The following is a 25519-nucleotide window of genomic DNA, read 5'->3' on the forward strand; positions in this document are numbered from 1 at the left end:
CTACATTACCCATAAATACTTCATCTATTAAATTTGGATCTAGATTAATTTTATCTAAAGCACCTTTGATTGCTGCTGCTCCTAATTTTGGCGCAGTTACTGTAGATAATCCCCCCATAAAACTTCCGATAGGTGTTCTAACGGCAGATACGATAACAACTCTTTTGTTCATAACTATGATAATGTTGGTTTATCTAGCAAATTTAAGCTTTTTTAGATAAATTCATATTTTGGGAGTTAGATAATCACTTTTAAATTTAATTTGATTCTATATGTTTGATTGTGAAGCTTTTTTATCGATGTATCAAAAAATATTAAAAAAAAGCTTTAAAATAGTTGTGAGAAGTCTAAAGATATCATAAGTTTGCAACCGCAAAACAGAACACGTTTTCTTGAGCTTGGAGGGGTGCCAGAGTGGTAATGGAGCAGTTTGCTAAACTGTCATCGAGTAATCGGTGCCAGGGTTCGAGTCCCTGTCCCTCCGCTTTATAATTTTTTTCGGGGTGTAGCGTAGCTCGGTTATCGCGCCTGCTTTGGGAGCAGGAGGCCGCAGGTTCGAATCCTGCCACCCCGACTTTTAGGAGTCGATTTAGATTTTTAAAATGGAGGCATAGCTCAGCTGGATAGAGCACCTGCCTTCTAAGCAGGCGGTCGAAGGTTCGAATCCTTCTGCCTTCACAAAAACCGATACTCAATAAGTATCGGTTTTTTTGTTTTAATAGTTCTCGAATTTCCTTTATTTATTCTATTTTTATAAAAAATAGCATTTATGACTTCCTGTTTCAAACCATTTGCACTTCTTTGTACCTTTTTGTGTATTGTCTCTTGTAAATCACAAACTATCGTTTCTGATGCTAAAGAAAATAATAGTTCAATTATTAATGATACTACATTTGTAAATTTAAAGGACTACAGCCTAGATTTTGTATATGACATGAAATATGCAACTACTGATAATTTTTTGAAAGCTAAAGTTTATGATTGTGAAGCATGTTTTTTACGACTTAAAACGGTGACTGCTTTGGTAGAAGTGAATAAGAAATTCATGAAAAAAGGATTTAAAATCAAAATTTTTGATTGTTATCGTCCTTTAGATATTCAAAAAAAAATGTGGAAAATTGTTTCTAATCCAGAATATGTTGCAAATCCGGCCAAAGGTTCGGTTCATAATAGAGGAGGAGCGGTAGATATTACTTTGGTTGATGCAACAGGGAAAGAGTTAAACATGGGAACTTCTTTCGATTTTTTTGGAATCGAAGCGAGTCATAACTATCCCAATGTATCTATGGAAGTAAAAAAAAATAGAATTCTTATCAGAACACTTATGATTAGCAATGGTTTCAACTCTTTTGATTCAGAATGGTGGCATTACAATTTAAAGTCAGGTTTAAATGATAAAATATCAAACGCTAAATGGGACTGTGAATAATACTATTCTATACATTTTAAGTAATTAATGAAGTAGTCTTCGGGATAGTATGTTTCATTATTTAATTCTGATTTTAACTCATTTTTTAAAACATAATCCTCTGTATCTGTCAAGTATTTTATACGCATCAAAGAAACAGGGGAGTTTTTTAGGTCTTCAAAGCTTTCTTTCATGAACATGAAAATTCCGGAAGTAATTCTATTATCAAATCCTTTATCATCCCTAATCATAGTTCCACAATTTTCTTGATCGATATGAATTAATGTAATTATTTTACCGTTATTTAGCTGTAAGATTAATTTAGAATTTTTATCGAAGCAATTGGCTTTCATAAAATCTTTACTTTTTTGAATATTTTGAACAGTCAAAGTTGGTAATCCATCTGTCAATGACAAAGTACAAAAAATATAACTGGAGCTTCCGCCAAAGTTTTTTTCACTAAGCATATAGTCTCGGGTAGATTTATAAGTGCCAATAGAATCATTTACATTGACACTATAATCACATGGATTTTGTGCTACACTATTGAAGCTAATGAACAACAAGCATAGGGTAATTATGTATTTCATTTTTATATTATTTTCGTGCAAATTAAAACTATTTTATGATTGTTTTCATCAGTTGTAAAAAAACAATAGGTATTTCCTCCTTCTTTTATTTTCCATTTTTTCCGAATAGTTTCTACACTATCTGGAAAATTTCTTGTGGTCAAATTTGCTTGTTTCTTCTCTAAATAAACTTTCATCTCAGATTTACTGTAAGATATTGCATGTAGAATTTCAAAAGTTCGTCCTGGAAATGCAATTAACTCATTAGATGTGTATAGATGGGAGTGTTTTTGTATTTTATTTAAATTGTAAAATGTTCCAACTTCATCGAATCCACCTGATTTCATGATTGCGCTATTGGGTTCGTATAAATACTTTTGGGGCGGACTGTAATTTGGAATTTTAGAATCTTCGTTTAAAATGAAATTAAACATTTCAACATTATTCTTAACGATATTAGCAGTCTTGATTTCTGTATTGCCAATATAATCTTGGTGTAATTCCCATAACAACTCTTTTACTTCATTTTCTAATGCTAAGATATGAATAGTTTTGACGTTTTTTAATTCAGATAAACCTGCTGAAATATCCAGTATAGGCGCAGTCTTTATGAGTACAGAATTTGAATAGGAGAAATAAAAATCAAGATTTTCAGGAACATTAGGCAAGCAATCCTTCAACATAAATACTTTGCCTTTGGTTTCGTTCCGTCTCGAAGGATCAATATAAATCCAATCCCATTTTTTATTTAGATCTGATAAAATAACTATACTATCTCCTGCATAGCAGTTGATATTTGATATATTTAATTGTTTAAAATTGTGTTGAACAATGGCAGATAGCTCTGAATTGATTTCACAATGAGCTACGTTTTTAATTTTTTGGGCAAAATAATAATCATCTACTCCAAAACCTCCAGTTAAATCGATTATTGATTCTCCTGAAATTAAGTAAGCTTTGTAACAAGCTGTTTTTTCTGAGGATGTTTGTTCTATTGAAATTTTATTAGGATATATAATATTGTGAGCAAAAAACCAAGTAGGCAGCTTTTCCTTTGCTTTTGTTTTAGCTTCTATTTGATTCAAAATGAAATGCCAATTCATTTCTTGAAAAGGATTTTTTTGTAAAGCTAGTTTTGTTATGCTTTTACCAATATTATCATTGATAAATGCCTGCAATTTGGCATCTAAAATCTTTAAATCCACAATTAGATGTCTTTGGTTAATAACATAATGATTTTATTATTTGGAAAAAATTCTTTCCCAATCACTTTGATAATAGTGTAAAGAGGAACAGCAACTATCATTCCTAGAATTCCAAAAAGGAAACCTGCAATGAGTATTACTAAAAAAATCTCGAGGGGATGTGAACTAACACTTTTAGAAAAAATGATGGGTTGTGACGCATTATTATCGATGATTTGAACTATCCAAAAACCAATTAAAACATATATAGTAGTTGGTAAGGTTTCGGTTCTAAAATCACTCCCTAAAGTACTCATCATCGTTAAAATAGCTGCTAAAATGGAGGCTATTAATGGTCCGATATAAGGAATGATATTTAGTACTGCGCATAAAAAAGCAATAACAATAGCATTTGGAACACCAAAAAGGAATAATACAATTAAGTATAAAAGAAAAACAATAAATAATTGAAGCAGTAAACCAATAAAATATCGAGAAAGCAGGTGGTTGATTTTTTCTAATGAACTTAATATTTGATCTTCATGGCTGTCCGGAATTAGTTTTTTGAAACCAATAATAAAAATTAATCGATCCTTTAAAAAGAAAAAAGTAATAAACAAAACGGAACCTAAGCCAACCCCGAGACTACTGATAGTGTTGATTACTGTATTCAAAAAATTAGGAATGAAATTAAAATTGATTTTAGACGTAAGATTAGTTTCTTTTAGAACCTGAGAAGAATCTATTTGATGACTCTCTAGATAGGTACTAATCTGACTTATTAATTGGATTATATTACTTTCTATTTTTGAAGTATTCAATAGGGATAAATTTTGACCTTGTGATAAAATCAAAGGAACAAACATCATTATAAAACCAGATATAATCAATATAAAAAGTACTATGGTGAGGATAGTCGCAAAAATATGATTGAATTTCAATCGCTTTTTAAAAAAGTCTAAAATAGGATTTCCAATTAAGGTGAGTATCAGTGATACAACGAGATAGATAAGCACCGATTGAATTTTGTAAAAGAAGAACAAAATCAAACCTATAATAAGAACGATTAATAATGCTCTGATAATACCATTTGAAATGGTTTTAGGTGTAATCATACTTTTGTTTTAGGTTATAAAGATAAAAAAACTCGCTAACAAGTAGCGAGTTTTATAATCTAAAAAAAACAAAAAATTATAATCTGAAACTAGCTCTTGATCCACCAGAAACAAAAACTGCAGCCATTCTTGATTTTTGTCCGTTAGAGAACATGTACATTCCTCTATCATCAGTATAGTCCATATAGTTCATTGTCATTTCAACTGGATTTCCTGAACAAGTACTGTAATGTGGGTAAGCTGGAACTCCAGAATTGGCAGCATTGTGAGTAGGTGTATCAGATACTAAATCACTACCACAAGTTGCATCACCCCATATATGGCGTAAGTTCATCCAGTGTCCAACTTCATGAGTTGCTGTTCTTCCTAAGTTGAAAGGAAAGGCTGCTGTACCTGTTGTTCCTAAATATTTAGAATCAATTACAACACCATCCGTAGAAGAAGATCCACCAGGAAATTGAGCATAACCTAATATACCTCCACCAATTGTACAAGCCCAAAGGTTCATTTTTGTAGTTGGAGATGTTGGAGCAATACCACCTTGTGAAGCAATTTTCATTGCATCGTTTGTACCCCATGAAGTTTTAGTAGTTGCTTTTCTGTAAACAGCTTCAAGTACAAAAGAGATTCCAACATTTGCTTTTACTCCTGCAAATAAAGAAGGTACTTGATTAAAATCAGAGTTAGCAGCGTTAAAATCTTTGTTTAAAACATCAATTTGAGATTGAATTTGTGCTAATGAAATATTTTCAGCAGTTGTTCTGTACAATACATTTACTACTACAGGAATTTCAATTTTCCCATTTACAATACGAGAGGTTGCCATTGTTTTTTGTGTAAATGCTTCAATCTCGTTCATTCTTAGTGCTAGTTTTGGATCAGCTTTCATTTGAGCTAATAACACGTCCTGAGATGCGCAGCCTCTTTGTGCTACTGCATTAGTTTCTGGAGCAGATTCTGTCGTTTCATTTTGACAAGAGAAAAGCATTACTAATGCTACAGCAGATAAAAAAATTTTTTTCATAATGAATAGGTAATAAATTAGTTTTGGTTAATTATTTAACAATTTTATAACATTTTATTTAAAACAACAATTTTTTAATCAATTATTTTTTAAAAAATTTAGAATACTATTTCTACTTTCATTTTGGATTTAAAATTGTAAGAGTAGTAGCCTAAATTTTATGGATAAAAAAATATTAATGAAAAATTCAACAAAAAAATAATACCAATAAGAGGTGTTATTTAAAGAATACTTTGAAAAATTGCATAAAAAAAAGAGGTGAATTATTGAATCACCTCCTTTTATGAATTTTAAAAATTATATTCCGAAACTTGCTCTTGCTCCACCTGAAACAAAAATTGCAGCCATTCTTGATTTTTGACCATTAGAGAACATATACATTCCTCTATCATCAGTGTAATCCATATAGTTCATAGTCATTTCTACTGGTGTACCAGTACAAGTGCTATAGTGAGGATAAGCAGGAACACCATAGTTAGCATCATTGTGCGTAGGTGTATCAGACACTAAATCGCTTCCACAAGTAGCATCTCCCCAAATGTGACGTAGGTTCATCCAGTGACCCACTTCGTGAGTAGCAGTTCTTCCTAAGTTATAAGGAAAAGCAGCAAATCCTGATAATCCAAAATATTTAGAGTCCATTACAACACCATCTGTAGCAGTTGCTCCCCCAGGAAATTGAGCGTAACCCAAGATTCCACCACCAATAGTACAAGCCCACATATTTAATTTAGTTGTTGGGGATGTAGGATCTAAACCTCCTTGTTTTGTTTTTTTCATTGCATCTCTAGTTCCCCAAGATGTTTTAGTAGTAGATTTTCTATTTACTGTTTCTAAAACGAATGTGATTCCTACATTTGCAGCTACTCCAGAGAATTCAGCAGGAGTACTACTGAAATCTGAATTAGTTGCATTAAAATCTGCATTTAATACATCAATTTGAGATTGAATTTGAGCTAATGAAATATTCTCAGCAGCAGTTCTATACAAAACATTCACCACTACAGGAATTTCAACTTTACCATTTACTAAACGACCGTTTGTCAGAGCTTTTTGAGTAAAAGCTTCAATTTCATTCATTCTTAAAGCTAAAGTTGGATCAGCTTTCAATTGCGCTTCAAGAACTTCTTGTGATGCACAACCACGTTTTGCAATTGCATTAGCTTCTGGAGCTGCTTCTGTTGTTTCATTTTGACAAGAGAAAAGCATTACTAATGCTACTGCAGATAAAAGAATCTTTTTCATAAATAATTTGTTATAAATTAATAGGATTGGTTAATTATTTCACAATTGTATAACAATTATTTCATAATAAAAATTTTTTCAATTAAAAAAATCAAATAAAAATAGTAAACAATCGATTTTACTGCTTTTGTTTATTTTTAACGATTTATTATTTACAAGTGCTTTCATACAAATAGAAATTACCAATGTAAGTAATGCTCTATTTCATAAAAACAAAAGGATTTTTAAGAAATTTTATGTCATTATGCAATGCAATATCTTAAAAGTATTGGAAATGTGTAGGTTGTTGTTTTATTCTGAAAAACCTAGAATTAGAAATTAAACAATTTTTATTTAGGTAATTGGTTCCATCTAAATAAATTTGAATTAAAATTTGAAAACCAAAATTGTAAGATGACAAAGAATTATTAAAAAAAATAGATGAATTACATTATTGTATAATCACCAAAATTGACTTTTAATTATTAAAAATGTAGTTTAGGATGTTAGCTCCCATTTTAAGTGCTTTTTCGCGTACTGCTAAGGGGTCATTATTTACTTCAGCATCTTCCCAACCATCACCTAAATCGCATTCGTAGGTGTACAGCAAAACCAACTTATTAGCTATAAAAATACCAAAAGCTTGTGGTCGTTTTCCGTCGTGTTCATGAATTTTTGGTAATCCATTTGGAAAGGAATATGGTTTTTGAAAAATGGCGTGCGTGGCAGGTATTTCAACCAACTCATTATTTGGAAATATTTTTTTTATTTCTTTTCTAATATATTGATTCATACCATAATTATCGTCAATATGAAGAAAACCTCCAGCGAGTAAATAATTTTTAAGATTATTGCTGTCAGCGTCATTAAAAACTACATTTCCATGCCCAGTCATATGAATGTATGGGTATGAAAATAAATCGGGACTGCTGGGTTCAACCGTTGTTGGTTTTGTTTTTATTCGAGTATTAATGTTGGCGTTACAATATTTTATCAAGTTGGGGAGCGATGTAGGATTTGCATACCAATCACCACCACCACTGTATTTAACCAAAGCAATTTCTTGAGAAAATGATGGTATTGAAAGTAATAGTAGTAGATAAAATAGTTGTCTCATAATGGATTAAATAAATGTTTATTCTTCTTCATTTATAAAAACCACGCTGTGACAGGCTACAATTGCAGCAGTTTCTGTTCTTAATCTGGTTGTGCCTAATGTTACTGCAACAAATTCATTTTCAAGCGCCAAAGTAATTTCTTTTTCTGAAAAATCACCTTCTGGTCCTATTAATATGGTTACATCTACATTGGGTTTCACAATTGATTTTAGGGTCTTTTTTTCAGTTTCCTCACAATGTGCAATTAGTTTTAAACCTTTTCTATTCCCTTTAACAAACTCTTTAAAGGTGATGGCATCATTTAATTTAGGCAAATACAATTCATTAGATTGCTTCATAGCAGCTAATAAAATTTTATCAAATCGCTCGTTATTAATCACTTTTCGCTCTGAATGGTCACAAATAATAGGTGTTATTTCGTGTACGCCTATTTCTGTGGCTTTCTCGAGAAACCATTCAAAACGATCATTCATTTTAGTAGGTGCTACTGCTAAATGCAAATGAAATTTCGAAGCAGCAGCTTTTTCGAAAGAAAGAATTTTTACAGTGCACTTGCTATCGGAGGCTAATGTAATTTCAGTTTTGAATAAAAAACCAAGTCCGTTGGTTACATGTAAAATATCGGTATCTTTTTTTCGAAGTACTTTAATAATATGTTTGCTTTCTTCTTTATCAAAAGCAAATGTTGCTGTAGTTTCCGAAATATTCGGATTGTAAAATAATTGCATAATTTATATTTGTATTCTAGCTTTAGAAACAACAGAGGAAGTTTCAAATTGTTGTGATAAAAACTTTTGATACCCCACAATACCTATCATAGCGGCATTATCGGTCGTATATTCAAATTTCGGAATAAAGGTTTTCCAACCGTATTTTTTTTCTGTTTCTTTTAAGGTGTTTCGAATTCCAGAATTTGCCGAAACTCCCCCGCCAATAGCGATTTGTGTAATACCTGTTTCTTGGACTGCTAACTTTAATTTATCCATTAAAATTTCAATAATGGTATGTTGAATTGATGCGCAAATATCATTTAAGTTTTCATCCACAAAATTTGGATTTTCTATTTTTTTCTTTTGAATAAAATAGAGAATGGCTGTTTTTAAACCGGAAAAACTGAAATTCAATCCTGGAACTTTTGGTTTTGTAAAAGCAAATGCTTTTGGGTTTCCTAATTGGGCATATTTGTCAATCAAAGGTCCACCTGGGTAAGGAAGCCCTAATATTTTAGCACTTTTATCAAAAGCTTCGCCAACAGCATCATCTGTGGTTTCGCCAATTATTGTCATGTTAAAAAAATGATCAACTTTTAAAATCTGAGTATGTCCACCACTTATAGTCAACGCCAAAAAAGGGAATGTTGGTTTTTCATATCCATCCTCATCAATAAAATGAGCTAAAACATGCGCTTGCATGTGGTTCACAGCAATTAATGGAATTTTTAAAGCCAATGCAATAGATTTTGCAAATGAACTTCCCACCAGCAATGAACCCATGAGTCCAGGACCTTGAGTGAAGGCAATTGCTGATAACTGTTCTTTTTGTATATTTGCTTTTCGAAGCGCTGCATCGATCACCGGAACAATATTTTGTTGGTGTGCACGTGAGGCTAGCTCAGGAACAACGCCACCATATTGATTGTGTATTAATTGATTCGCCACGACATTTGACAATACTTTATCGTTTTGTAAAATAGCGGCAGCGGTATCATCACAAGAACTTTCGATCGCAAGAATAAAAACCTCGGAATTTTGCATAAAAAGGCATAAATTTTGAATTACATTTGACAAGTCGATTCAGTAAATCGATTTGTAGCATTCAAAATTAAAGAATTTTTATTGAAAGTGTTGCTGTTTCCAAGTGCAAATTAAAATATTATAGAATTAAATAGTTTAAAGGTATCAAAAAATTTAGAAAAATAGTATTTCGTTCTTTGCTTGGACTAATCCTACTTTTGTTAGTGCTTGGTATTGCATTGAGCATGCCATCAGTACAAACAAAAATTGCTCGATACTTCACCAATAGTATAAATGAAGATTTTGGAACTAAGATTTCTATTGATGAAGTTGCTATTTCAATTTTTGGAGGCGTGAAATTTAAGAAAGTATTGATTCTAGATCATCGCAATGATACTTTGATTTATTCTAATAGGATTTCTACAACCATTTTAGAAGGTAAAAAAATGCTAGATGGAGATTTGATCTTTGATGATCTAAATTTACATGGGTTATTTTTTAATTTTAAAACCTATAAAAATGAAAAGAAATCCAATCTTAATGTATTTTTCGCAGCTTTTGAAAAAGGGAAAAAATCAAAAAAGAAATTTTTACTTAAAATAAATAAGGCTCAAATTTTTGATGGTCGTTTTGTTTTAACTGATGAAAATAGAGAAAATCCCAAGGATTTAGATTTTACCAAACTGAATGCGTCCTTGACAGACTTTCAAATATATGGACCGGAGGTAACGACCTTGATTGATAAAATGTCATTTTTGGATTTCCGAGGTTTGTATGTCAAGAATTTAAATTCAAAATTCACGTACTCAAGAGAGAATATCAAATTAGAAAAGCTAGATCTATTGACCAAAGAATCTACGTTTAAAGGAACGGTAGTTTTAAAATATAAAATTGAAGATTTTTCTAGTTTTACAGATAAAGTTCTATTTGATATTAAATTAGATGCTGCTTCTATCGCCTCTAATGATATTCGTTATTTTTATAAAGAAATTGGTAAAAATCAACATTTTTACGCCAAAACCAATATTAAAGGGACTCTGAATGATTTGCGATTTAAAAAATTAGAGTTGGTAGATGATCGTAAAACCCAAATTAATGGCGATCTCAATTTCAAGAATTTATTTGCAAAAAAAGGACAAAAATTTTCTATGTATGCGAAGTTTAGTAAGCTAACATCGAGTTATGATGACTTAATCGTGATACTTCCCAATATTTTAGGAACCAAATTACCAACTTCTTTAAAAAAATTAGGCAGGTTTACCGCTTCGGGAACTGCTAACGTTTCGACTACTGCCGTTGAAGCTGATTTTTATATGGTAACGGCACTAGGGATTGTCTCTAGTAATCTGGAAATACAGAATATTGATGTAATTGATAAGGCGTCCTACACTGGGAATGTAATCTTAGAAAAATTTGATATTGGAACTTTATTTGAACAGAAAGAACTTGGTACCGTAAGTTTAAATTTTGATGTTGATGGAAAAGGCTTTAAACGGGAATTTCTTAATACTGCCATTATTGGTGACATTAGTCAAATAGAATATAAAAATTATAATTATACTAATATTGTTGTCAATGGAACATTAAAAAGCCCTAATTATAAAGGACAAATTTCTATAAATGACCCTAATTTAACGATGACTTTCGATGGGTTATTAGATTTAAGCAAAAAAGACAGTCGTTATGATTTTCATATCAATGTTGAGAATGCCGACTTAAATAAATTGAAATTAGTAAAAGATCCTATTTCTTTTTTTAAGGGAGATGTTGTCGTACAAGCATCTGGCAATAACATTGAAAATTTTCAAGGAAATGTGTATATCAACAAAACATCCTATCAAAACAGCAAGGGAATTTATGACTTTGATGATTTTACAATTGCATCCAGTTTTGATTCCAATAACGTTAGAACCATTACTGTAAATTCGCCAGATATTGTAGAAGGAGAAATAGTTGGTAAATATGAATTCAATCAATTAGAAAACTTAGTAAAAAATTCTTTGGGAAGTTTGTACACAAATTTCAAACCGAGTAAGGTTAAAAAAGGACAGTTTCTTCAATTCAATTTCTCTATTTATAATAAAATTATCGAAATATTTTATCCAGACATTGTTATTGGTGCTAATACCGTTGTGAAAGGGAATATAAGTTCTGATAATCAAGAATTTAAGCTGAACTTCAATTCGCCTCAAATTATTGCAGCTAATACCACATTCGATAATATAAGAGTGTCTGTAGATAATAAAAATCCACTTTATAATGCTTTTATAGAGTTAGATAGTATCAAAACTAAATATTATAAAATACGAGATTTTAGTGTTATTAATGTCACAATGAAAGACACTTTGTTTTTTCGTTCAGAGTTTAAAGGTGGATCAAAAGGGGAGGATTACTACAATCTGAATTTATACCATACGATCAATAAGGACAATAATAATGTAGTGGGAATTAGCAAATCAGAAGTCAAATTCAAGGATTATCTCTGGTTTTTAAATGAAAATGATGCGCCAAATAATCAAATTGTATTTGATAAATCATTCAAAACTTTTGACATCGACAATATAATTATGTCGCATGAAAATCAGTCAATTTCTTTAATGGGAACTTTTGACGGACCGAACAAGAAGGATTTAAAACTAAGTTTTAAAGATGTCGATCTCAACCAAATTACGCCTCTCAATAACAAGTTAATAACCAAAGGAAACATTAATGGCGAGGTCAATTTTAAGCAAAACAATGCAGTTTATCAGCCAACAGCTTCTATAGTTATTGATAATTTAAACGTAAACAAAACAGATTTAGGAACTTTGAATTTTGATATTGAAGGTGATGAAAGTCTTAGAAAGTTTGTAATAAATTCTAACTTAGAAAACAAAAATATAGAATCGTTTAATGCAAACGGAAGCTTCGAAATAATCAACAAGGAAACTATTTTAGATTTAAAGTTAAAATTCGAAAAGTTCAATATTGCAACGCTTAACTCCCTGGGCGGTGAAGTTTTGTCAAATATAAGAGGTTCCATATCAGGTAATGCTAGTATTGAAGGCAACCTAAAAAAACCAAATATCAATGGGCGTTTGTTTTTGAATGATGCTGGATTGACGGTTCCGTATTTGAATGTTGATTACGCATTAAGCGATAATACTATTATTGATTTGACTGATGAAAAATTCTTGTTTAGGAACAACACACTAACCGATACCAAATACGGAACCAAAGGGCAATTGAATGGAAATATTGAACATAATAATTTTGCCGATTGGAAACTAGATTTAGCTATAAATTCTAAAAGACTTTTGGCATTAGATACCCAAGACAGTGAAGATGCAGCCTATTACGGTACTGCTTTTATTGATGGAATGGCCACCATTAAAGGAAAAACGAATTCTTTGTTTATAAAAGTAGATGCAAAATCTGAAAAAGGAACAGCCATAAAAATACCGATTAACAATGCTGAAAGTGTAAGTGATAATGTTTTTCTGCATTTTGTGACTGCACAAGAAAAATACAATTTAAAGCATGGAATTACTGAAAGTGCCAGAAATTACAATGGTCTAGAACTTGAATTTGATTTTGATATAACACCAGATGCCGAAGTAGAAGTAATTTTAGACCGAAATACGGGTCATGGAATGAGAGGAAAGGGATTTGGATCTTTGTTGTTTAAAATTAATACTTTAGGAAAGTTTAATATGTGGGGAGATTTCCAGGCCTATGAAGGAACCTATAATTTTAAATATGGAGGACTTATTGATAAGAAATTTGCCGTTCGAAAAGGTGGTTCAATAACATGGGAAGGCAATCCTATGAGAGCACAATTGAACTTAGAAGCCGTATACAAAACGACCGCAAATCCTGCGGTTTTACTTGATAATTCTTCATTCAATGCAAAAGTTCCAGTTGAAGTAATTATTGGTATTCGAGGCGATTTAACAAGTCCAGAACCTGATTTTAATATTGAATTCCCAACAGTAAGCAATGTTTTGAAATCTGAAATTCAATATAAATTAAATGATAAGGATGTACGACAAACTCAGGCGTTGTACTTATTATCATCTGGTGGTTTTTTAAGTCCGGAAGGAGTGAGTCAATCTGATTTTTCTGGAAGTTTATTTGAAACGGCCTCCAGTATATTGGGCGGTATCATACAATCTGATGATGAGAAATTTAAAGTCGGATTGAATTTCATTGGCGCCGACAGGCGAATAGGGAAGGAAACTGATGGTAGATTTGTCGCAACAATTTCATCTAAAATAAACGAAAGAATAACCATCAATGGAAAATTAGGAGTTCCTTTTGGAGGAATAAATGAATCTGCGATTGTGGGAGATATTGAAGTATTGTATCGAGTAAATGAAGATGGAACACTTAATTTACGTCTTTTTAATAAAGAAAATGATATCAATTATATCGGACAAGGAATAGGGTATACACAAGGTTTAGGAGTTTCTTACGAGGTTGATTTTGATACTTTTAAAGAGTTTGTAAATAAAATTTTTAAAAATCTAAAAATTGATAGAGCGCCAGCTCCTGTTGCTGAAGATCAAGATTCAGATATGTCTCCAGATTATATAAATTTTTCTGCACCAACAAAATCGACCAAAAAGAAGGTCAAAAAAAATCAAGAAGGTCTACTTCCCGAAGAAAACGAATAGCGATATTTAAATATAAAAATTTAAAAAAAAAAGGTATTCCGTTATCATTTTGCCTCCTACTTAGAGTAAACAATAGCAATACTTTATCTTCACTAAATTACAAATGTAGCTATCTGTTTTTTTTATTTGAAATTTTAGTAGCTCGTACTTATCATTTGGTATCGATTTCTCAAAAAAAACAAACTAATTGTTAATTATCAAATAAAAATCCATTATTTTTAAGTTTTGATACTAAAAAACGATTTTATTTTGTTTTTCTAAAAACTTATCAACGAAAACGTTTGAATTCTGAGTTGTTTACTAATTTATTAAAAACACAGCTTTAAAACTGCTTGATGTTTGCTAATTTTACCCTTTAATACTTAAATAATGCCAAAAACAATAAAAAAAGTTGGTGTTCTTACTTCGGGTGGCGACTCCCCGGGAATGAATGCTGCTATACGATCGGTTGTTCGTACATGTGCGTATCATAATATAGAATGTATAGGAATTTATAGAGGGTATCAAGGAATGATTGAAGGAGACTTCAAAGAAATGGGACCTCGAAGCGTAAACAACATTGTTAATAAAGGAGGGACGATTCTTAAATCGGCTCGATCTTTAGAGTTCAAAACGCCTGAAGGAAGAAAAAAAGCATATGAGAACCTGACCAAAGCGGGTATTGATGCTTTAGTAGTTATTGGCGGAGACGGAACTTTTACCGGAGGCTTATTATTCAATTCCGAATTCAATTTTCCAGTAATGGGAATTCCTGGAACAATAGATAATGACATTTTTGGAACGAGTCACACCCTTGGCTACGATACGGCTCTGAATACTGTTGTGGAAGTGATTGATAAAATTAGAGACACTGCAAGTTCTCATAACCGATTGTTCTTTGTAGAAGTAATGGGTAGAGATGCTGGGCATATAGCCTTGAATGCAGGTATTGGTGCAGGAGCAGAAGAAATATTAATTCCCGAAGAAGATTTAGGATTAGACCGCCTTCTAGAATCGCTACAAAAAAGTAAAGCATCAGGTAAATCATCTAGTATAGTGGTTATTGCAGAGGGCGATAAAATTGGCAAAAACGTATTTGAATTGAAAGATTATGTTGAAGCCAATTTGCCAGAGTATGATGTTAGAGTTTCGGTTTTAGGACACATGCAACGAGGTGGTTCGCCTTCATGTTTTGATAGAGTTTTAGCAAGTAGATTAGGTGTAAAAGCCGTGGAGTCATTGCTAGAAGGAAAATCAAGTTATATGGTTGGTTTGCAAAATGATAAAGTATCGTTGACGCCTTTAGAACAAGCCATTAAAGGTAAAACGATGATTGATAGAGAATTATTAAGAGTTTCAGACATTATGTCTACATAAATGGTTAAAGTTTATTGTGAGGAAATTAGGCTTTAGGTTGAGTTAATATATAAACAAAAAAATTAAAGTAAAATGTCAAAAGTAAAATTAGGAATAAACGGTTTTGGAAGAATTGGAAGAATTGTTTTCAGAGAATCTTACAATAGAGATAATGTAGAGGTGGTAGCGATTAATGATTTACTTGATGTGGATCATTTGGCTTACTTGTTAAAATATGATTCTGTTCACGGACGTTTCAATGGAACTGTTGAAGTTGTAGATGGGAAACTTTTTGTAAACGGTAAAAATATTCGCATTACAGCGGAGAGAAACCCTGCTGATTTAAAATGGAATGAAGTTGATGTTGATGTAGTTGCTGAGTGTACTGGTTTCTTTACAACTATCGAAACTGCAACTGAGCACATTAAAGGCGGTGCTAAAAAAGTAATTATTTCTGCGCCTTCTGCTGATGCGCCAATGTTTGTTATGGGAGTTAATCATGAAAAAGCACAAGCATCAGATAGAGTAGTCTCTAATGCTTCTTGTACTACAAACTGCTTGGCTCCACTGGCCAAAGTAATCAATGATAATTTTGGAATTGTAGAGGCATTAATGACTACAGTTCACGCAACAACTTCTACACAAATGACCACTGATGGTCCATCTAGAAAAGACTGGAGAGGCGGACGTGCTGCATCGGTAAATATTATTCCTTCTTCAACTGGTGCTGCAAAAGCAGTAGGTAAAGTAATTCCAGAACTTGATGGAAAATTAACAGGAATGTCAATGCGTGTTCCTACCACAGATGTTTCTGTAGTAGATTTAACTGTAAAAGTTGCAAAAGAAACTTCTTATGCAGAGATTATGGCTGTTCTAAAATTAGCTTCAGAAACTACCATGAAAGGCGTTTTAGGATATACTGAAGATTTGGTAGTGTCTCAGGATTTTGTTTCTGATTCTAGAACTTCGATTATTGATGCTAATGCAGGAATTGGACTGAATTCTACTTTCTTTAAAATTATATCTTGGTACGATAATGAGTACGGATATTCCAGTAAATTAATTGATTTGTCTGTACACATAGCAGGTTTAAAATAATTATATACAGCTACAAAATTCCGTTATCTTAACTTGTGACGGGATTTTGTTTTTGTTCGCTTTTCAAAAAATAAAATTTTACATTTTGAAAAGTACTTCTAAAAACCAAAATAAAACCAAAAGAAATGAGATTAATAGTTGATAGTGGTTCTACCAAAGCCGATTGGATTGCGATAGATGAAGATGGAAAAGTATTGTTTACAACACAAACTCTTGGATTAAATCCAGAAGTTTTGGAGAATAATGAAATCATTGATCGTCTCAATGATCGCTTTGATATTTTGCAAAATAAAAAAAACACCACTCACTTATTTTTTTATGGCGCTGGTTGTGGGACAGATAAAATGAAGATATCGCTTTCACAAATATTTCAAAACTATTTTCCAAATGCTATTATTTCTGTAGAAGAAGATACCTATGCAGCGGTTTATGCCACCACACCAAAAGGACAACAAGCCATAGTGAGTATTCTAGGAACAGGTTCAAATTGTAGTTATTTTGATGGAAAAGAGTTGCATCAAAAAGTGCAATCACTCGGTTATATCGTTATGGATGACTGTAGTGGTAATGTTTTTGGAAAAGAATTAATTAGAAAGTACTATTTCAATAAAATGCCAAAAGAATTAACGGCTCAATTCGAAAAAGAATACGATTTAGAACCGGATAGCGTAAAAAGTAAATTGTATAAGGAACCCAATCCAAATGCCTATTTAGCCACATTTGCAAAGTTCTTAATTCAACATAAAGAAACGGAGTTTTGCAGAAAAATTATTTTCAAAGGGATGAAATCTTTTGTCAAAAATTATATCAAACAATTTAGTAATTGCAAGGAGGTTCCGGTACATTTTGTAGGTTCTATTGCTTTTTACTTAAAAGAAGAATTACAAGAAACGTTTGATAAATACGAATTACAATTGGGCAATGTACTAAGAAGACCAATTGACGGATTAATAGCCTATCATATCGCTAATAAATAGAAAGTGTTATTCTAAAATTATAAAATCCAAATTCCAATATTTAATATCGGAATTTGGATTTTTTTTTGACATTTTCTATAAAATTGCAATCATAGAAATTTCTACATTAACATTTTTTGGCAAACAAGCTACTTGAACTGTCTCTCGCGCTGGGGCGGTTTTTTCATTAAAATAAGAACCATAAACGGTATTTATTTTTGCAAAATCATTCATATCCATGATGAAAATGGTTGTTTTCACGACATTTTCAAAGGTCATTCCAGCTTCTAGTAATACCGCTTTCATGTTTTTCATTACTTGTTCGGTTTCTACTTCTATGCTTCCCATAACCAGCTCTCCAGATATTGGATCAATGGCAATTTGACCAGAAGTATAAAGCGTATCTCCTTTTAAAACAGCTTGATTGTAGGGTCCAATAGGAGCAGGTGCATTTGCTGTAAAGATTATTTTTTTCATAAAACAATTATTTTTTATTTCTTAAAAAGAATTAGCGGTTGATCGTACTTCGTTTGTCCCATTTGATATCACTAAGAACACCCGATTTTATTCCGATAAAAAATCCCCAATTGGCATTGGTTCCAAAGGGTGACCAGTTAAAATCCATTCTCCAGCTTAGTAAATCTCTTTCAAAGCGAAGTTGCGTAAATGTAACTCCCTTTTGTACAAAGTCATAACCGGTTGATACTCCTGCTTTCCATTTTGGAGTTATGTCAGCATTGGCAGAAATCATGATGGAATTTCCAATAATTTGATTTTCTCTATTGTTATTGCCATACGTTAATGAATAGGCAAATGTCATGTCCCAAGGTAGTTTTGAATTAAAGAATTCTGAAATTTTGTCTTCACCTTCTTCTTCGTCTTCTTCATTAAATTGGCTCCTTCTACTATCGCCAAGATCTGTATTAGTTCCAAATAGATCATCTTCACGACCACCATTACGTTGGCTTTGTGCATTTTTATCTTTATCTTTTTTGTCTTTACCTTGACTTGAAATCGAATAGTTTAATGTCATATTAGAACTGGTCATTCTAAAAAGACTACCACCATTATCAATATTAAATACGTTGATACGTGTTCCAGAATTATCTATGGCATAGGGATCTAATGTGGCTCCAAAATTCACATTCATTTTGTTGTCTAACAAAGTGGTACCTCCACTTACTCTAATTGGAGCGAATGCAAGAGAGGTTACTCCATCAGCATCTAGATTATAACTAGTCGAAAGATTCAAGTTATTTAAAAGCATGATTTTCTTAGGCTCAACCTTTGTACTGTCTTTATCTGTCACTTTGGCTTCAAACGTATTACTCAAATCAAAACCTAAAGTATTCGCGTTACTTAATCCTGGAGCACCATAAATACCATTTTCAAATCTAGAATATTGCTTGATCATGGTTCCAGTTGCATCAGTAGCGTAAGTATTATAATATTTTTCAAAACTAGGAGTGTAACCGTAGGAAACAGAAGGTCTCATGACATGACGAATCGATTTTATTTTTTTATCATTACCAAAGTTGAATGTTCCGTAAATAGTGGTTCCCAAACTCGAAGAGAAAGAATAGGTTCTAAAAGCATCAAATCCATTGATTGTTTTGTCAACTACTTTGCTTTGGTCCACATCATAACTCCTTTCGATTGTTTTAGTATACCAAATTTCCTCGTAATTCATTGACGTTGAAGCGCTAAAATATTTAAATAATTTGAAGTTAGTAGCCAACGGAATACTGTGCTGAAAGCCAACTTTGGCATCTCTAAACATTTGAGGTTTAAAAAATAAGGAATCAGTGGTTACAATACTGTTTCTTCCATTAAGATTGTATTGCAAGTTGATATTTTTGAAAAATCCTTTTTTGACACCATCTTTACCTACAAAAGGATAAATCCTATCTACACTTAATTGTAGCGTAGGCAGAGTCATATTTATCTCTTCGGTTTGGGTATTTTGCGAATGAGTTGCAGTCAATGATAATCGAACTTGCGGAACTGTAGTAAATGTTCTAGAATAGGATACAGAAGAACTTAATGTGTTATTAAGATTCGATCCTATATTGATTTGATTAATAGATTGCTTAAAATATTTACTACTTCCTAAATTCACAGATGCTGAAAAGCTAGAATTAGGATTCGCTTTAGAATCTTTAGAATGTGACCACTGAATGTTGTAAATGTTTTGTTTTAAATAATCAGGATATCCTCTTTCGCTGGTGATTAAGTTTTCGAATCTTACATTTATGTTTCCTCTGAAATTATATCTTTTGGCATAACTAGATTCAAAACGCAATCCATAACTTCCATTTGTATAATAATCGCCTAAAACGGTTAAATCATAATTGTCACTGAGTGCAAAGTAGTATCCTAAATTTTGTAATGAAAAACCTCTGTTATTGGAGTCATTGTAGCTAGGTAAAATTAAACCTGAAATACTGGTCTCTTTGCTCATCGGGAAAAAAGCAAAAGGTAATGCAATAGGAGTAGGTACATTTGCTATAACCATATTGGTTAATCCTGTTACAACTTTTTTACCAGGAATAAATTTAACTTTGTTAGTTTGGAAATAATATTCAGGATTATCAACGTCTTTTGAAGTGGTAAAACGTGCACCTTTTAAAAAGTAAACAGAATCATTTTCTTTTTTAGTAACTGCTGCTTTAATTTTAAACTCGCCTTGATCTGATCTTGAATTCCAGATTAACGCTTTTTTTGTTTTAAAATTAAAACGAATAGAATCCGGTTCAATTACATTGGTACCTTGTTTGAAATTTGGAAATTGCGTGTATGCTCCTGTAGAATCTTTAATTCGTCCGGCATATACTTCATTTTTTTCATAATCCATTACAATTATACCCGACTTCAATTCGACGTCTTGATAATACAATTCGGCTTTGTCGTACAGCGTGATTATTTTTTTCTTTTGATCAATTTTAGCATATTGTTCCGCTTTGTAACGAACCTTTCCATCAAGAAAACCTTTTTTTGGCTTAATACTGTCTAATTTTATGGTGTCAGTTTGTTTTGTCGCGGCTATTTCAGAATTTTTGATACCAGTATCCTTCGATTGTAGGATATCAGATTTCTTTGTAGTTGGTATAACCGTCTTTTTTTTTGTTATATCTTGGGAATATAATTTACCAGAACCTAATGATAGGAGAATTGATAATAAAACGATATTAAATAAGTTTGTATGCAAAGGTTTAAATGCTATTTTTGTAAAATTATGGCCTGTTTTTTGACATGTCAAACTTACATATTATTTTTTGTCAAAAATAGGCAAATAAATAAATTTATAGACTTAGTATTTTAATTAAATTAACTTATCGCTTTATGCATAGTACAAGTAAAATTAGAATAATTGTTACTTTTATTTTGATGCTTAATTCCCTGGTTGGATTCAGCCAATCTAATACTTTTAAAGTAACTTTAGACGCCGGACATGGCGCACACGATTTTGGTGCTGTCTATGAAGGGCGCATCGAAAAAAATATTGCATTGGCTGTAGTTTTAAAAGTTGGAAAAATATTAGAAGCTACTCCACAAATGGAAGTCAATTATACCCGAAAAACAGATGTTTTTATTGATTTAATTGAAAGAGCCAATATTGCCAATAGATTCAATGCCAATATATTTGTTTCCATTCATTGTAATGCAAATAGAAATACTGCTGCTGATGGCACAGAAACTTATGTGATGGGTTTAAGTAAGGTATCTTCCAACTTAGAAGCTGCCAAAAAAGAAAACTCTGTAATCACTTTGGAAAAGGATTACAAGCAAAAATATGAAGGATTTGATCCTAACTCGCCCGAGACAATGATTGGAATGACAATCATGCAAGAGGAATACCTAGATAATAGTATTTCACTTGCCAGCAAAGTCGAAGATGCTTTTGAGGATCTAGGAAAAAAAATTCGTGGTGAAGGTGTGAAACAAGCTCCTTTTATGGTACTTCATAAAGCTTATATGCCCAGAGTGCTTATCGAAATGGGTTTCATATCCAATACCATTGAAGGAAATAAATTGAATTCTGAAGAAGGGCAAGATGAAATAGCAAAAGCAATTGCAGATGCTGTAATTAGCTATAAAAAAGAATATTATGGTAACGGAGAAATGGAAGTTTTTGAAGAAAGACCCGTGCAAAAAGTTAATGAAAAACCAATAATAGAAACTATAACTCCTGATAAAACAAAAGTTAACTCTCAGCCTGAAACAGTTACGAAGAACTCAAAACAAGTGGGAGATGTTGCACTACCTTTATTTAAGGTGCAACTTTCTGCTACGCGAAAACGAGTAGAGTTAGTTCCAAGAAATTTTAAGGGTCTTAATAATGTTTCTGTTACTTATGAAGGCGGAGTTTACAAATACATGTTTGGAGAAACTACAGATTATAATGAAGCAAAAAAGTATTTAAGCGAGGCGAAAGCGAAAGGGTACGCTTCTGCATTTTTAATTGCATTTAAAAATGGAGCGAAAGTCAACATTCAAGATGTTATAAATTAAGAATACAATTGCTTTTATAATTTTAGAAAAAAAACACAAATTTTGAAACTAACCACGGCATTCAAAAAGATAATTTTGTCCTTATTTTTATTTTATGGGTATATTTCCTTTTCACAATCCAATCAAAAGTTTACAGTTATTTTAGATGCGGGTCATGGAGGTAAAGATCCAGGGAATTCGTATCATGGTTTTGTTGAAAAAGAGATTGCACTAAAAACTACTTTAAAATTAGAAAAATATCTTAAAAGAGATCCTAATATTGTTGTTGTTTACACCAGAAAATCAGATGTTTTTATAGAACTAAAAGACAGACCTAAAAAAGCAAATAGTATTGATGCTAATCTCTTTGTTTCGATACACTGCAATTCAGTTGATAACCCAGTTCCTTTTGGCACAGAGACTTTTGTAATGGGATTAGCAAGAAGCAAAGGTAATTTAGAAATTGCCAAACAAGAAAACTCGGTAATATTGCTCGAGAAAGACTACAAGCAAACGTATAAAGGTTTCGATCCCAAAAAACCAGAGACTCTAATTGGATTAAAAATTCTTCAAGAAGATTATTTGGATCGCAGTATCAATTTAGCTTCAAAAATAGAAAGTAATTTTAAAAATAAATTACACCGAAAATCACGCGGGATAAAACAAACTCCTTTGTGGGTTTTAGATGCAGCATACATGCCAAGTGTGTTAATCGAATTGGGTTTTTTATCTAATGGGGAGGAAGGACAGTATTTAAATTCTGAGGAAGGGCAAAATAGTATGGCAGAGTCTATTGCATCGGCTATTATCGCTTATCGCAAAGAATATAGTGCTTCGGGATCAGATGAAACTTACGAAGAGAAACAGCCTAAAAAAATACTGGATCATGGTGCAAAGGACACTTCAAAAACCAGTAAAGCCAAACAAGTTTTGAGTAAACAGGAGTTAAAAGCTGTAAAGACCAATGTGGTTTTTAAAGTTCAATTTGCAGCAGGAACAAACAATATTAAACTAAATCCCGCAAATTTTAATGGATTAAAAGATGTTTCAATGACAACAAGCAATGGTAAATTGTATAAGTATGCATATGGCTCTACATCAGACTTTAGTATTGCCAAGGAGGATTTGAAAGTTGTTCAATCAAAAGGGTACACTTCAGCTTATATTATAGCTTTTAAAGATGGAAAGAATATTACTATACAAGAAGCGCTTAAATAATTACAACAAGTCAAATATTTTATATTAAATTTGTAAAAAATACTTAAATTTTGAAAATATCAAGAGAAATTAAAACTGCTATTTTAGTAATTGCATCAATTTTATTATTTATTTGGGGCTACAGTTTTTTGAAAGGCAGAGATCTGTTTACGAACTACAAAACATTTTTTGTAGAGTATAAAAGTGTAGAGGGGTTAGCTACTTCGGCACCTGTGACCTTAAATGGGTTGGTAATAGGAAAAGTTAGTAGTATCACAATTGATGAAAAAACAGGGATATTGCTAGTGCAATTGCAATTAAAAACAGATTTTCCTATATCTAGATCAAGCATGGCTTCTATTTATGAACCTGGTTTTATTGGAGGAAAACAAATTGCAATTATTCCTAATTTTGAGGACAAGACATTAGCAGTAGATGGCCAAATGTTACAAGGTGGAGTAAAAATGGGTCTTACGGATAAAGTAGGGGATCAACTGGCGCCGCTTCAAGAAAAATTAGAAAAGGTATTGGGTAGTACAGAGAAATTAATTTCTGGATTGAATAACGTTTTAGATCAGAAAGGACAGCAAGATTTAAAAATCACATTAGCGGAATTGAGCAAGACCGTAGCGCAGTTTCATAAAGCAGCTGAAAGTGTAAATGCTTTACTAGATTCAAATAAAACTCAAATAAATGGTACCGTTGCCAATTTAAATAAATTGTCTGGAAATTTTTCTAAAATATCAGATTCATTAAACAAGGCCGATATTGGAAAGTCAGTAAGAAACTTGAATGCAACTTTAGCTAAAGTTGATGGTATTATGACTAATTTATCATCAGGCAAAGGTTCTATGGGCAAATTACTTAACGACGATGCTTTTTATCAAAACATTAAAAGCTCTACTAAAGAATTAGAATTATTATTACAAGATGTTAGACTTTATCCTACAAGGTATGTCAATATATCTGTATTTGGAAAGAAAAATAAACCCTATGTAGGTCCTGCAAAGGATACTATTTCTACTGTGAAAAATTAGTACTTATGAGTTATCTAGATAATATTTTATTTGCCATTTTATTGGCAGTCGGTTTTGGATATTTTTTTATCAGTGTTAAAAAAATTAGACGAAACATTAATCTTGGAACAGCTGTTAATCGTTCTGATAATCCCAAAGCACGATGGACAAATATGGCCATGATCGCATTAGGTCAATCAAAAATGGTAAAAAGGCCTATTGCAGGGATACTTCATATTATTGTATATGTTGGTTTTGTGGTCATTAACATCGAATTGCTAGAAATAATCATTGATGGTCTTTTTGGTACGCATCGTGTTTTTGCTTTTTTAGGAACTACCTACAACATCTTGATTGCATCGTTTGAAATTTTAGCTTTTTTAGTACTAGTAGCCGTTTTTGCTTTTTGGAGTCGAAGAAATGCAATCAAACTGAAGCGATTTGTAAGTTCTGATTTAAAAGGATGGCCTAAAAGTGATGCGAATTACATCCTGTATTTTGAGGTGGTATTGATGACTTTATTTTTGTTAATGAATGCCTCAGATTTACATTTACAAATGGTTCCTGGAGGATACTCGCATTTCATTAAAGCAGGTTCATTTCCTATAAGCCAATTTATAGAACCAATTTTTAATGGAGTGTCGAATGAATTAGTAATGTTACTTTCGGAGATATTCTGGTGGATACATATTGCGGGTATTTTGGTATTTATGAACTATCTATACTTTTCTAAGCACTTACATATTTTGCTAGCTTTTCCTAATACTTATTTCGCAAACTTGAATGTACAAGGGCAGTTTGATAATCTAGAATCGGTAACCAAAGAGGTAAAGTTAATGATGGATCCTAATGCTGATCCTTTTGCAGCTGCACCAATTGATGAGAATGCAGTTCCAAGTAAATTTGGTGCAAGTGATGTTCAGGATTTAAATTGGGTGCAACTATTGAACGCTTATACATGTACAGAGTGCGGTCGTTGTACTTCGTCTTGTCCTGCTAATCTTACGGGTAAAAAATTGTCTCCCCGTAAAATCATGATGGATACTAGAGATCGATTGGAAGAAGTGGGAAGAAATATTGATGCTAATAAAGGTATCTTTATTCCAGACAACAAAACATTATTAAACGATTATATTACAGCAGAAGAGCTTTGGGCTTGTACATCTTGTAATGCTTGTGTTGAAGAATGTCCTGTAAACATTAGCCCTCTTTCTATTATTATGGATATGAGACGCTACTTGGTAATGGAACAAAGTGCTGCACCAATGCCTTTGAACGCCATGATGACCAATATTGAAAATAATGGTGCACCTTGGCAATACAATCAACAAGATCGATTGAACTGGAAAAACGAATAGCTATTTGAATTTTTAATTTGTTTTGTTCTAAGAGGACT

General features: G+C 32.1%; 20 protein-coding genes and 3 tRNA genes. 12 read left to right on the plus strand and 11 right to left on the minus strand.

What is annotated here, in order from left to right; translation table 11 throughout:
* Positions 1-172 (minus strand): thiolase family protein (locus AC061C_RS10965; protein ID WP_478291247.1); only part of this gene is annotated, 172 nt, incomplete at its 3' end.
* 228 nt (positions 173-400) lie between these two features.
* Between AC061C_RS10965 and AC061C_RS10970 the strand changes: the two genes are divergently transcribed.
* The 4 genes from AC061C_RS10970 to AC061C_RS10985 all read left to right on the plus strand — a co-directional run bounded on the left by AC061C_RS10970 (position 401) and on the right by AC061C_RS10985 (position 1429).
* Positions 401-484, plus strand: a tRNA-Ser gene (locus AC061C_RS10970).
* 15 nt (positions 485-499) lie between these two features.
* Positions 500-574, plus strand: a tRNA-Pro gene (locus AC061C_RS10975).
* A 30-nt stretch (positions 575-604) separates the two neighbouring features.
* Positions 605-678: transfer RNA gene (locus AC061C_RS10980), tRNA-Arg, on the plus strand.
* A gap of 91 nt (positions 679-769) precedes the next feature.
* Complete coding sequence (locus AC061C_RS10985) at positions 770-1429, plus strand: M15 family metallopeptidase (protein WP_478291207.1); 660 nt, start codon at positions 770-772, stop codon at positions 1427-1429.
* Positions 1430-1431: 2 nt separating this feature from the next.
* Here the strand turns inward: AC061C_RS10985 and AC061C_RS10990 are convergent, their stop codons facing one another.
* From AC061C_RS10990 to tsaD, 8 genes are all read right to left on the minus strand, one after another.
* Entirely contained in the window at positions 1432-1998 is a 567-nt protein-coding gene (locus AC061C_RS10990) for a hypothetical protein (RefSeq protein ID WP_478291208.1), read from the minus strand.
* A 2-nt stretch (positions 1999-2000) separates the two neighbouring features.
* On the minus strand, positions 2001-3182 hold the full coding sequence (locus AC061C_RS10995) for a THUMP-like domain-containing protein (protein ID WP_478291209.1): 1182 nt from the start codon (positions 3180-3182) through the stop codon (positions 2001-2003).
* 2 nt (positions 3183-3184) lie between these two features.
* Positions 3185-4276 carry an AI-2E family transporter gene (locus AC061C_RS11000; RefSeq protein ID WP_478291210.1) on the minus strand — a complete coding sequence of 364 codons (1092 nt, stop codon included), beginning with the start codon at positions 4274-4276 and terminating at the stop codon, positions 3185-3187.
* A gap of 76 nt (positions 4277-4352) precedes the next feature.
* Positions 4353-5300 carry a zinc metalloprotease gene (locus AC061C_RS11005; protein ID WP_478291211.1) on the minus strand — a complete coding sequence of 316 codons (948 nt, stop codon included), beginning with the start codon at positions 5298-5300 and terminating at the stop codon, positions 4353-4355.
* A gap of 297 nt (positions 5301-5597) precedes the next feature.
* The gene (locus AC061C_RS11010) at positions 5598-6545 is read right to left on the minus strand and encodes a zinc metalloprotease (RefSeq protein WP_478291212.1); all 948 of its coding nucleotides are present in this window, start codon (positions 6543-6545) and stop codon (positions 5598-5600) included.
* Between the two features lie 457 nt (positions 6546-7002).
* Positions 7003-7641 (minus strand): DUF4159 domain-containing protein, encoded by a 639-nt coding sequence (locus tag AC061C_RS11015; RefSeq protein WP_417970908.1) that lies wholly within the window; start codon positions 7639-7641, stop codon positions 7003-7005.
* An 18-nt stretch (positions 7642-7659) separates the two neighbouring features.
* Positions 7660-8370 (minus strand): 16S rRNA (uracil(1498)-N(3))-methyltransferase, encoded by a 711-nt coding sequence (locus tag AC061C_RS11020; RefSeq protein ID WP_478291213.1) that lies wholly within the window; start codon positions 8368-8370, stop codon positions 7660-7662.
* 3 nt (positions 8371-8373) lie between these two features.
* Entirely contained in the window at positions 8374-9396 is a 1023-nt protein-coding gene (tsaD, locus tag AC061C_RS11025; protein ID WP_478291214.1) for a tRNA (adenosine(37)-N6)-threonylcarbamoyltransferase complex transferase subunit TsaD, read from the minus strand.
* A 224-nt stretch (positions 9397-9620) separates the two neighbouring features.
* Between tsaD and AC061C_RS11030 the strand changes: the two genes are divergently transcribed.
* The 4 genes from AC061C_RS11030 (at position 9621) to AC061C_RS11045 (ending at position 17440) form a co-directional block, all read left to right on the plus strand.
* The gene (locus AC061C_RS11030; RefSeq protein ID WP_478291248.1) at positions 9621-14030 is read left to right on the plus strand and encodes a translocation/assembly module TamB domain-containing protein; all 4410 of its coding nucleotides are present in this window, start codon (positions 9621-9623) and stop codon (positions 14028-14030) included.
* A 369-nt stretch (positions 14031-14399) separates the two neighbouring features.
* A complete protein-coding gene (gene pfkA / locus AC061C_RS11035; RefSeq protein WP_417944316.1) occupies positions 14400-15386 on the plus strand; it encodes a 6-phosphofructokinase in 987 nt (328 codons plus the stop codon).
* A 72-nt stretch (positions 15387-15458) separates the two neighbouring features.
* Entirely contained in the window at positions 15459-16463 is a 1005-nt protein-coding gene (gene gap, locus AC061C_RS11040; protein WP_478291215.1) for a type I glyceraldehyde-3-phosphate dehydrogenase, read from the plus strand.
* A gap of 125 nt (positions 16464-16588) precedes the next feature.
* Positions 16589-17440: an N-acetylglucosamine kinase gene (locus tag AC061C_RS11045; RefSeq protein ID WP_478291216.1), complete on the plus strand. Its 852-nt coding sequence runs from the start codon at positions 16589-16591 to the stop codon at positions 17438-17440.
* A 75-nt stretch (positions 17441-17515) separates the two neighbouring features.
* Here AC061C_RS11045 and AC061C_RS11050 read toward each other — a convergent pair whose 3' ends face one another.
* On the minus strand, positions 17516-17896 hold the full coding sequence (locus AC061C_RS11050; protein WP_417984091.1) for a RidA family protein: 381 nt from the start codon (positions 17894-17896) through the stop codon (positions 17516-17518).
* 31 nt (positions 17897-17927) lie between these two features.
* On the minus strand, positions 17928-20678 hold the full coding sequence (locus AC061C_RS11055) for a putative LPS assembly protein LptD (RefSeq protein ID WP_478291217.1): 2751 nt from the start codon (positions 20676-20678) through the stop codon (positions 17928-17930).
* Between the two features lie 83 nt (positions 20679-20761).
* Between AC061C_RS11055 and AC061C_RS11060 the strand changes: the two genes are divergently transcribed.
* The 4 genes from AC061C_RS11060 to AC061C_RS11075 are packed head-to-tail and all read left to right on the plus strand — an operon-like array spanning position 20762 to position 25481.
* The gene (locus tag AC061C_RS11060; RefSeq protein WP_478291218.1) at positions 20762-21931 is read left to right on the plus strand and encodes an N-acetylmuramoyl-L-alanine amidase family protein; all 1170 of its coding nucleotides are present in this window, start codon (positions 20762-20764) and stop codon (positions 21929-21931) included.
* Between the two features lie 42 nt (positions 21932-21973).
* Entirely contained in the window at positions 21974-23128 is a 1155-nt protein-coding gene (locus AC061C_RS11065) for an N-acetylmuramoyl-L-alanine amidase family protein (protein WP_478291219.1), read from the plus strand.
* A gap of 50 nt (positions 23129-23178) precedes the next feature.
* Positions 23179-24144 carry an MlaD family protein gene (locus tag AC061C_RS11070; protein ID WP_417978601.1) on the plus strand — a complete coding sequence of 322 codons (966 nt, stop codon included), beginning with the start codon at positions 23179-23181 and terminating at the stop codon, positions 24142-24144.
* A 5-nt stretch (positions 24145-24149) separates the two neighbouring features.
* Positions 24150-25481 (plus strand): 4Fe-4S dicluster domain-containing protein, encoded by a 1332-nt coding sequence (locus tag AC061C_RS11075; RefSeq protein ID WP_478291220.1) that lies wholly within the window; start codon positions 24150-24152, stop codon positions 25479-25481.
* Positions 25482-25519: the final 38 nt, after the last annotated feature.

Source organism: Flavobacterium sp. GNP010, from assembly GCF_056428945.1.

Coding starts and splice junctions, on each gene's coding strand:
- gap (WP_478291215.1), top strand. CDS start 15,459: ATGTCAAAAGTAAAATTAGGAATAAACGGTTTTGGAAGAATTGGAAGA.
- AC061C_RS11045 (WP_478291216.1), top strand. CDS start 16,589: ATGAGATTAATAGTTGATAGTGGTTCTACCAAAGCCGATTGGATTGCG.
- AC061C_RS11015 (WP_417970908.1), bottom strand. CDS start 7,641: ATGAGACAACTATTTTATCTACTACTATTACTTTCAATACCATCATTT.
- AC061C_RS11030 (WP_478291248.1), top strand. CDS start 9,621: ATGCCATCAGTACAAACAAAAATTGCTCGATACTTCACCAATAGTATA.
- AC061C_RS10990 (WP_478291208.1), bottom strand. CDS start 1,998: ATGAAATACATAATTACCCTATGCTTGTTGTTCATTAGCTTCAATAGT.
- AC061C_RS10985 (WP_478291207.1), top strand. CDS start 770: ATGACTTCCTGTTTCAAACCATTTGCACTTCTTTGTACCTTTTTGTGT.
- pfkA (WP_417944316.1), top strand. CDS start 14,400: ATGCCAAAAACAATAAAAAAAGTTGGTGTTCTTACTTCGGGTGGCGAC.
- AC061C_RS11020 (WP_478291213.1), bottom strand. CDS start 8,370: ATGCAATTATTTTACAATCCGAATATTTCGGAAACTACAGCAACATTT.
- AC061C_RS11075 (WP_478291220.1), top strand. CDS start 24,150: ATGAGTTATCTAGATAATATTTTATTTGCCATTTTATTGGCAGTCGGT.
- AC061C_RS11005 (WP_478291211.1), bottom strand. CDS start 5,300: ATGAAAAAAATTTTTTTATCTGCTGTAGCATTAGTAATGCTTTTCTCT.
- AC061C_RS11060 (WP_478291218.1), top strand. CDS start 20,762: ATGCATAGTACAAGTAAAATTAGAATAATTGTTACTTTTATTTTGATG.
- AC061C_RS11050 (WP_417984091.1), bottom strand. CDS start 17,896: ATGAAAAAAATAATCTTTACAGCAAATGCACCTGCTCCTATTGGACCC.
- tsaD (WP_478291214.1), bottom strand. CDS start 9,396: ATGCAAAATTCCGAGGTTTTTATTCTTGCGATCGAAAGTTCTTGTGAT.
- AC061C_RS11010 (WP_478291212.1), bottom strand. CDS start 6,545: ATGAAAAAGATTCTTTTATCTGCAGTAGCATTAGTAATGCTTTTCTCT.
- AC061C_RS11000 (WP_478291210.1), bottom strand. CDS start 4,276: ATGATTACACCTAAAACCATTTCAAATGGTATTATCAGAGCATTATTA.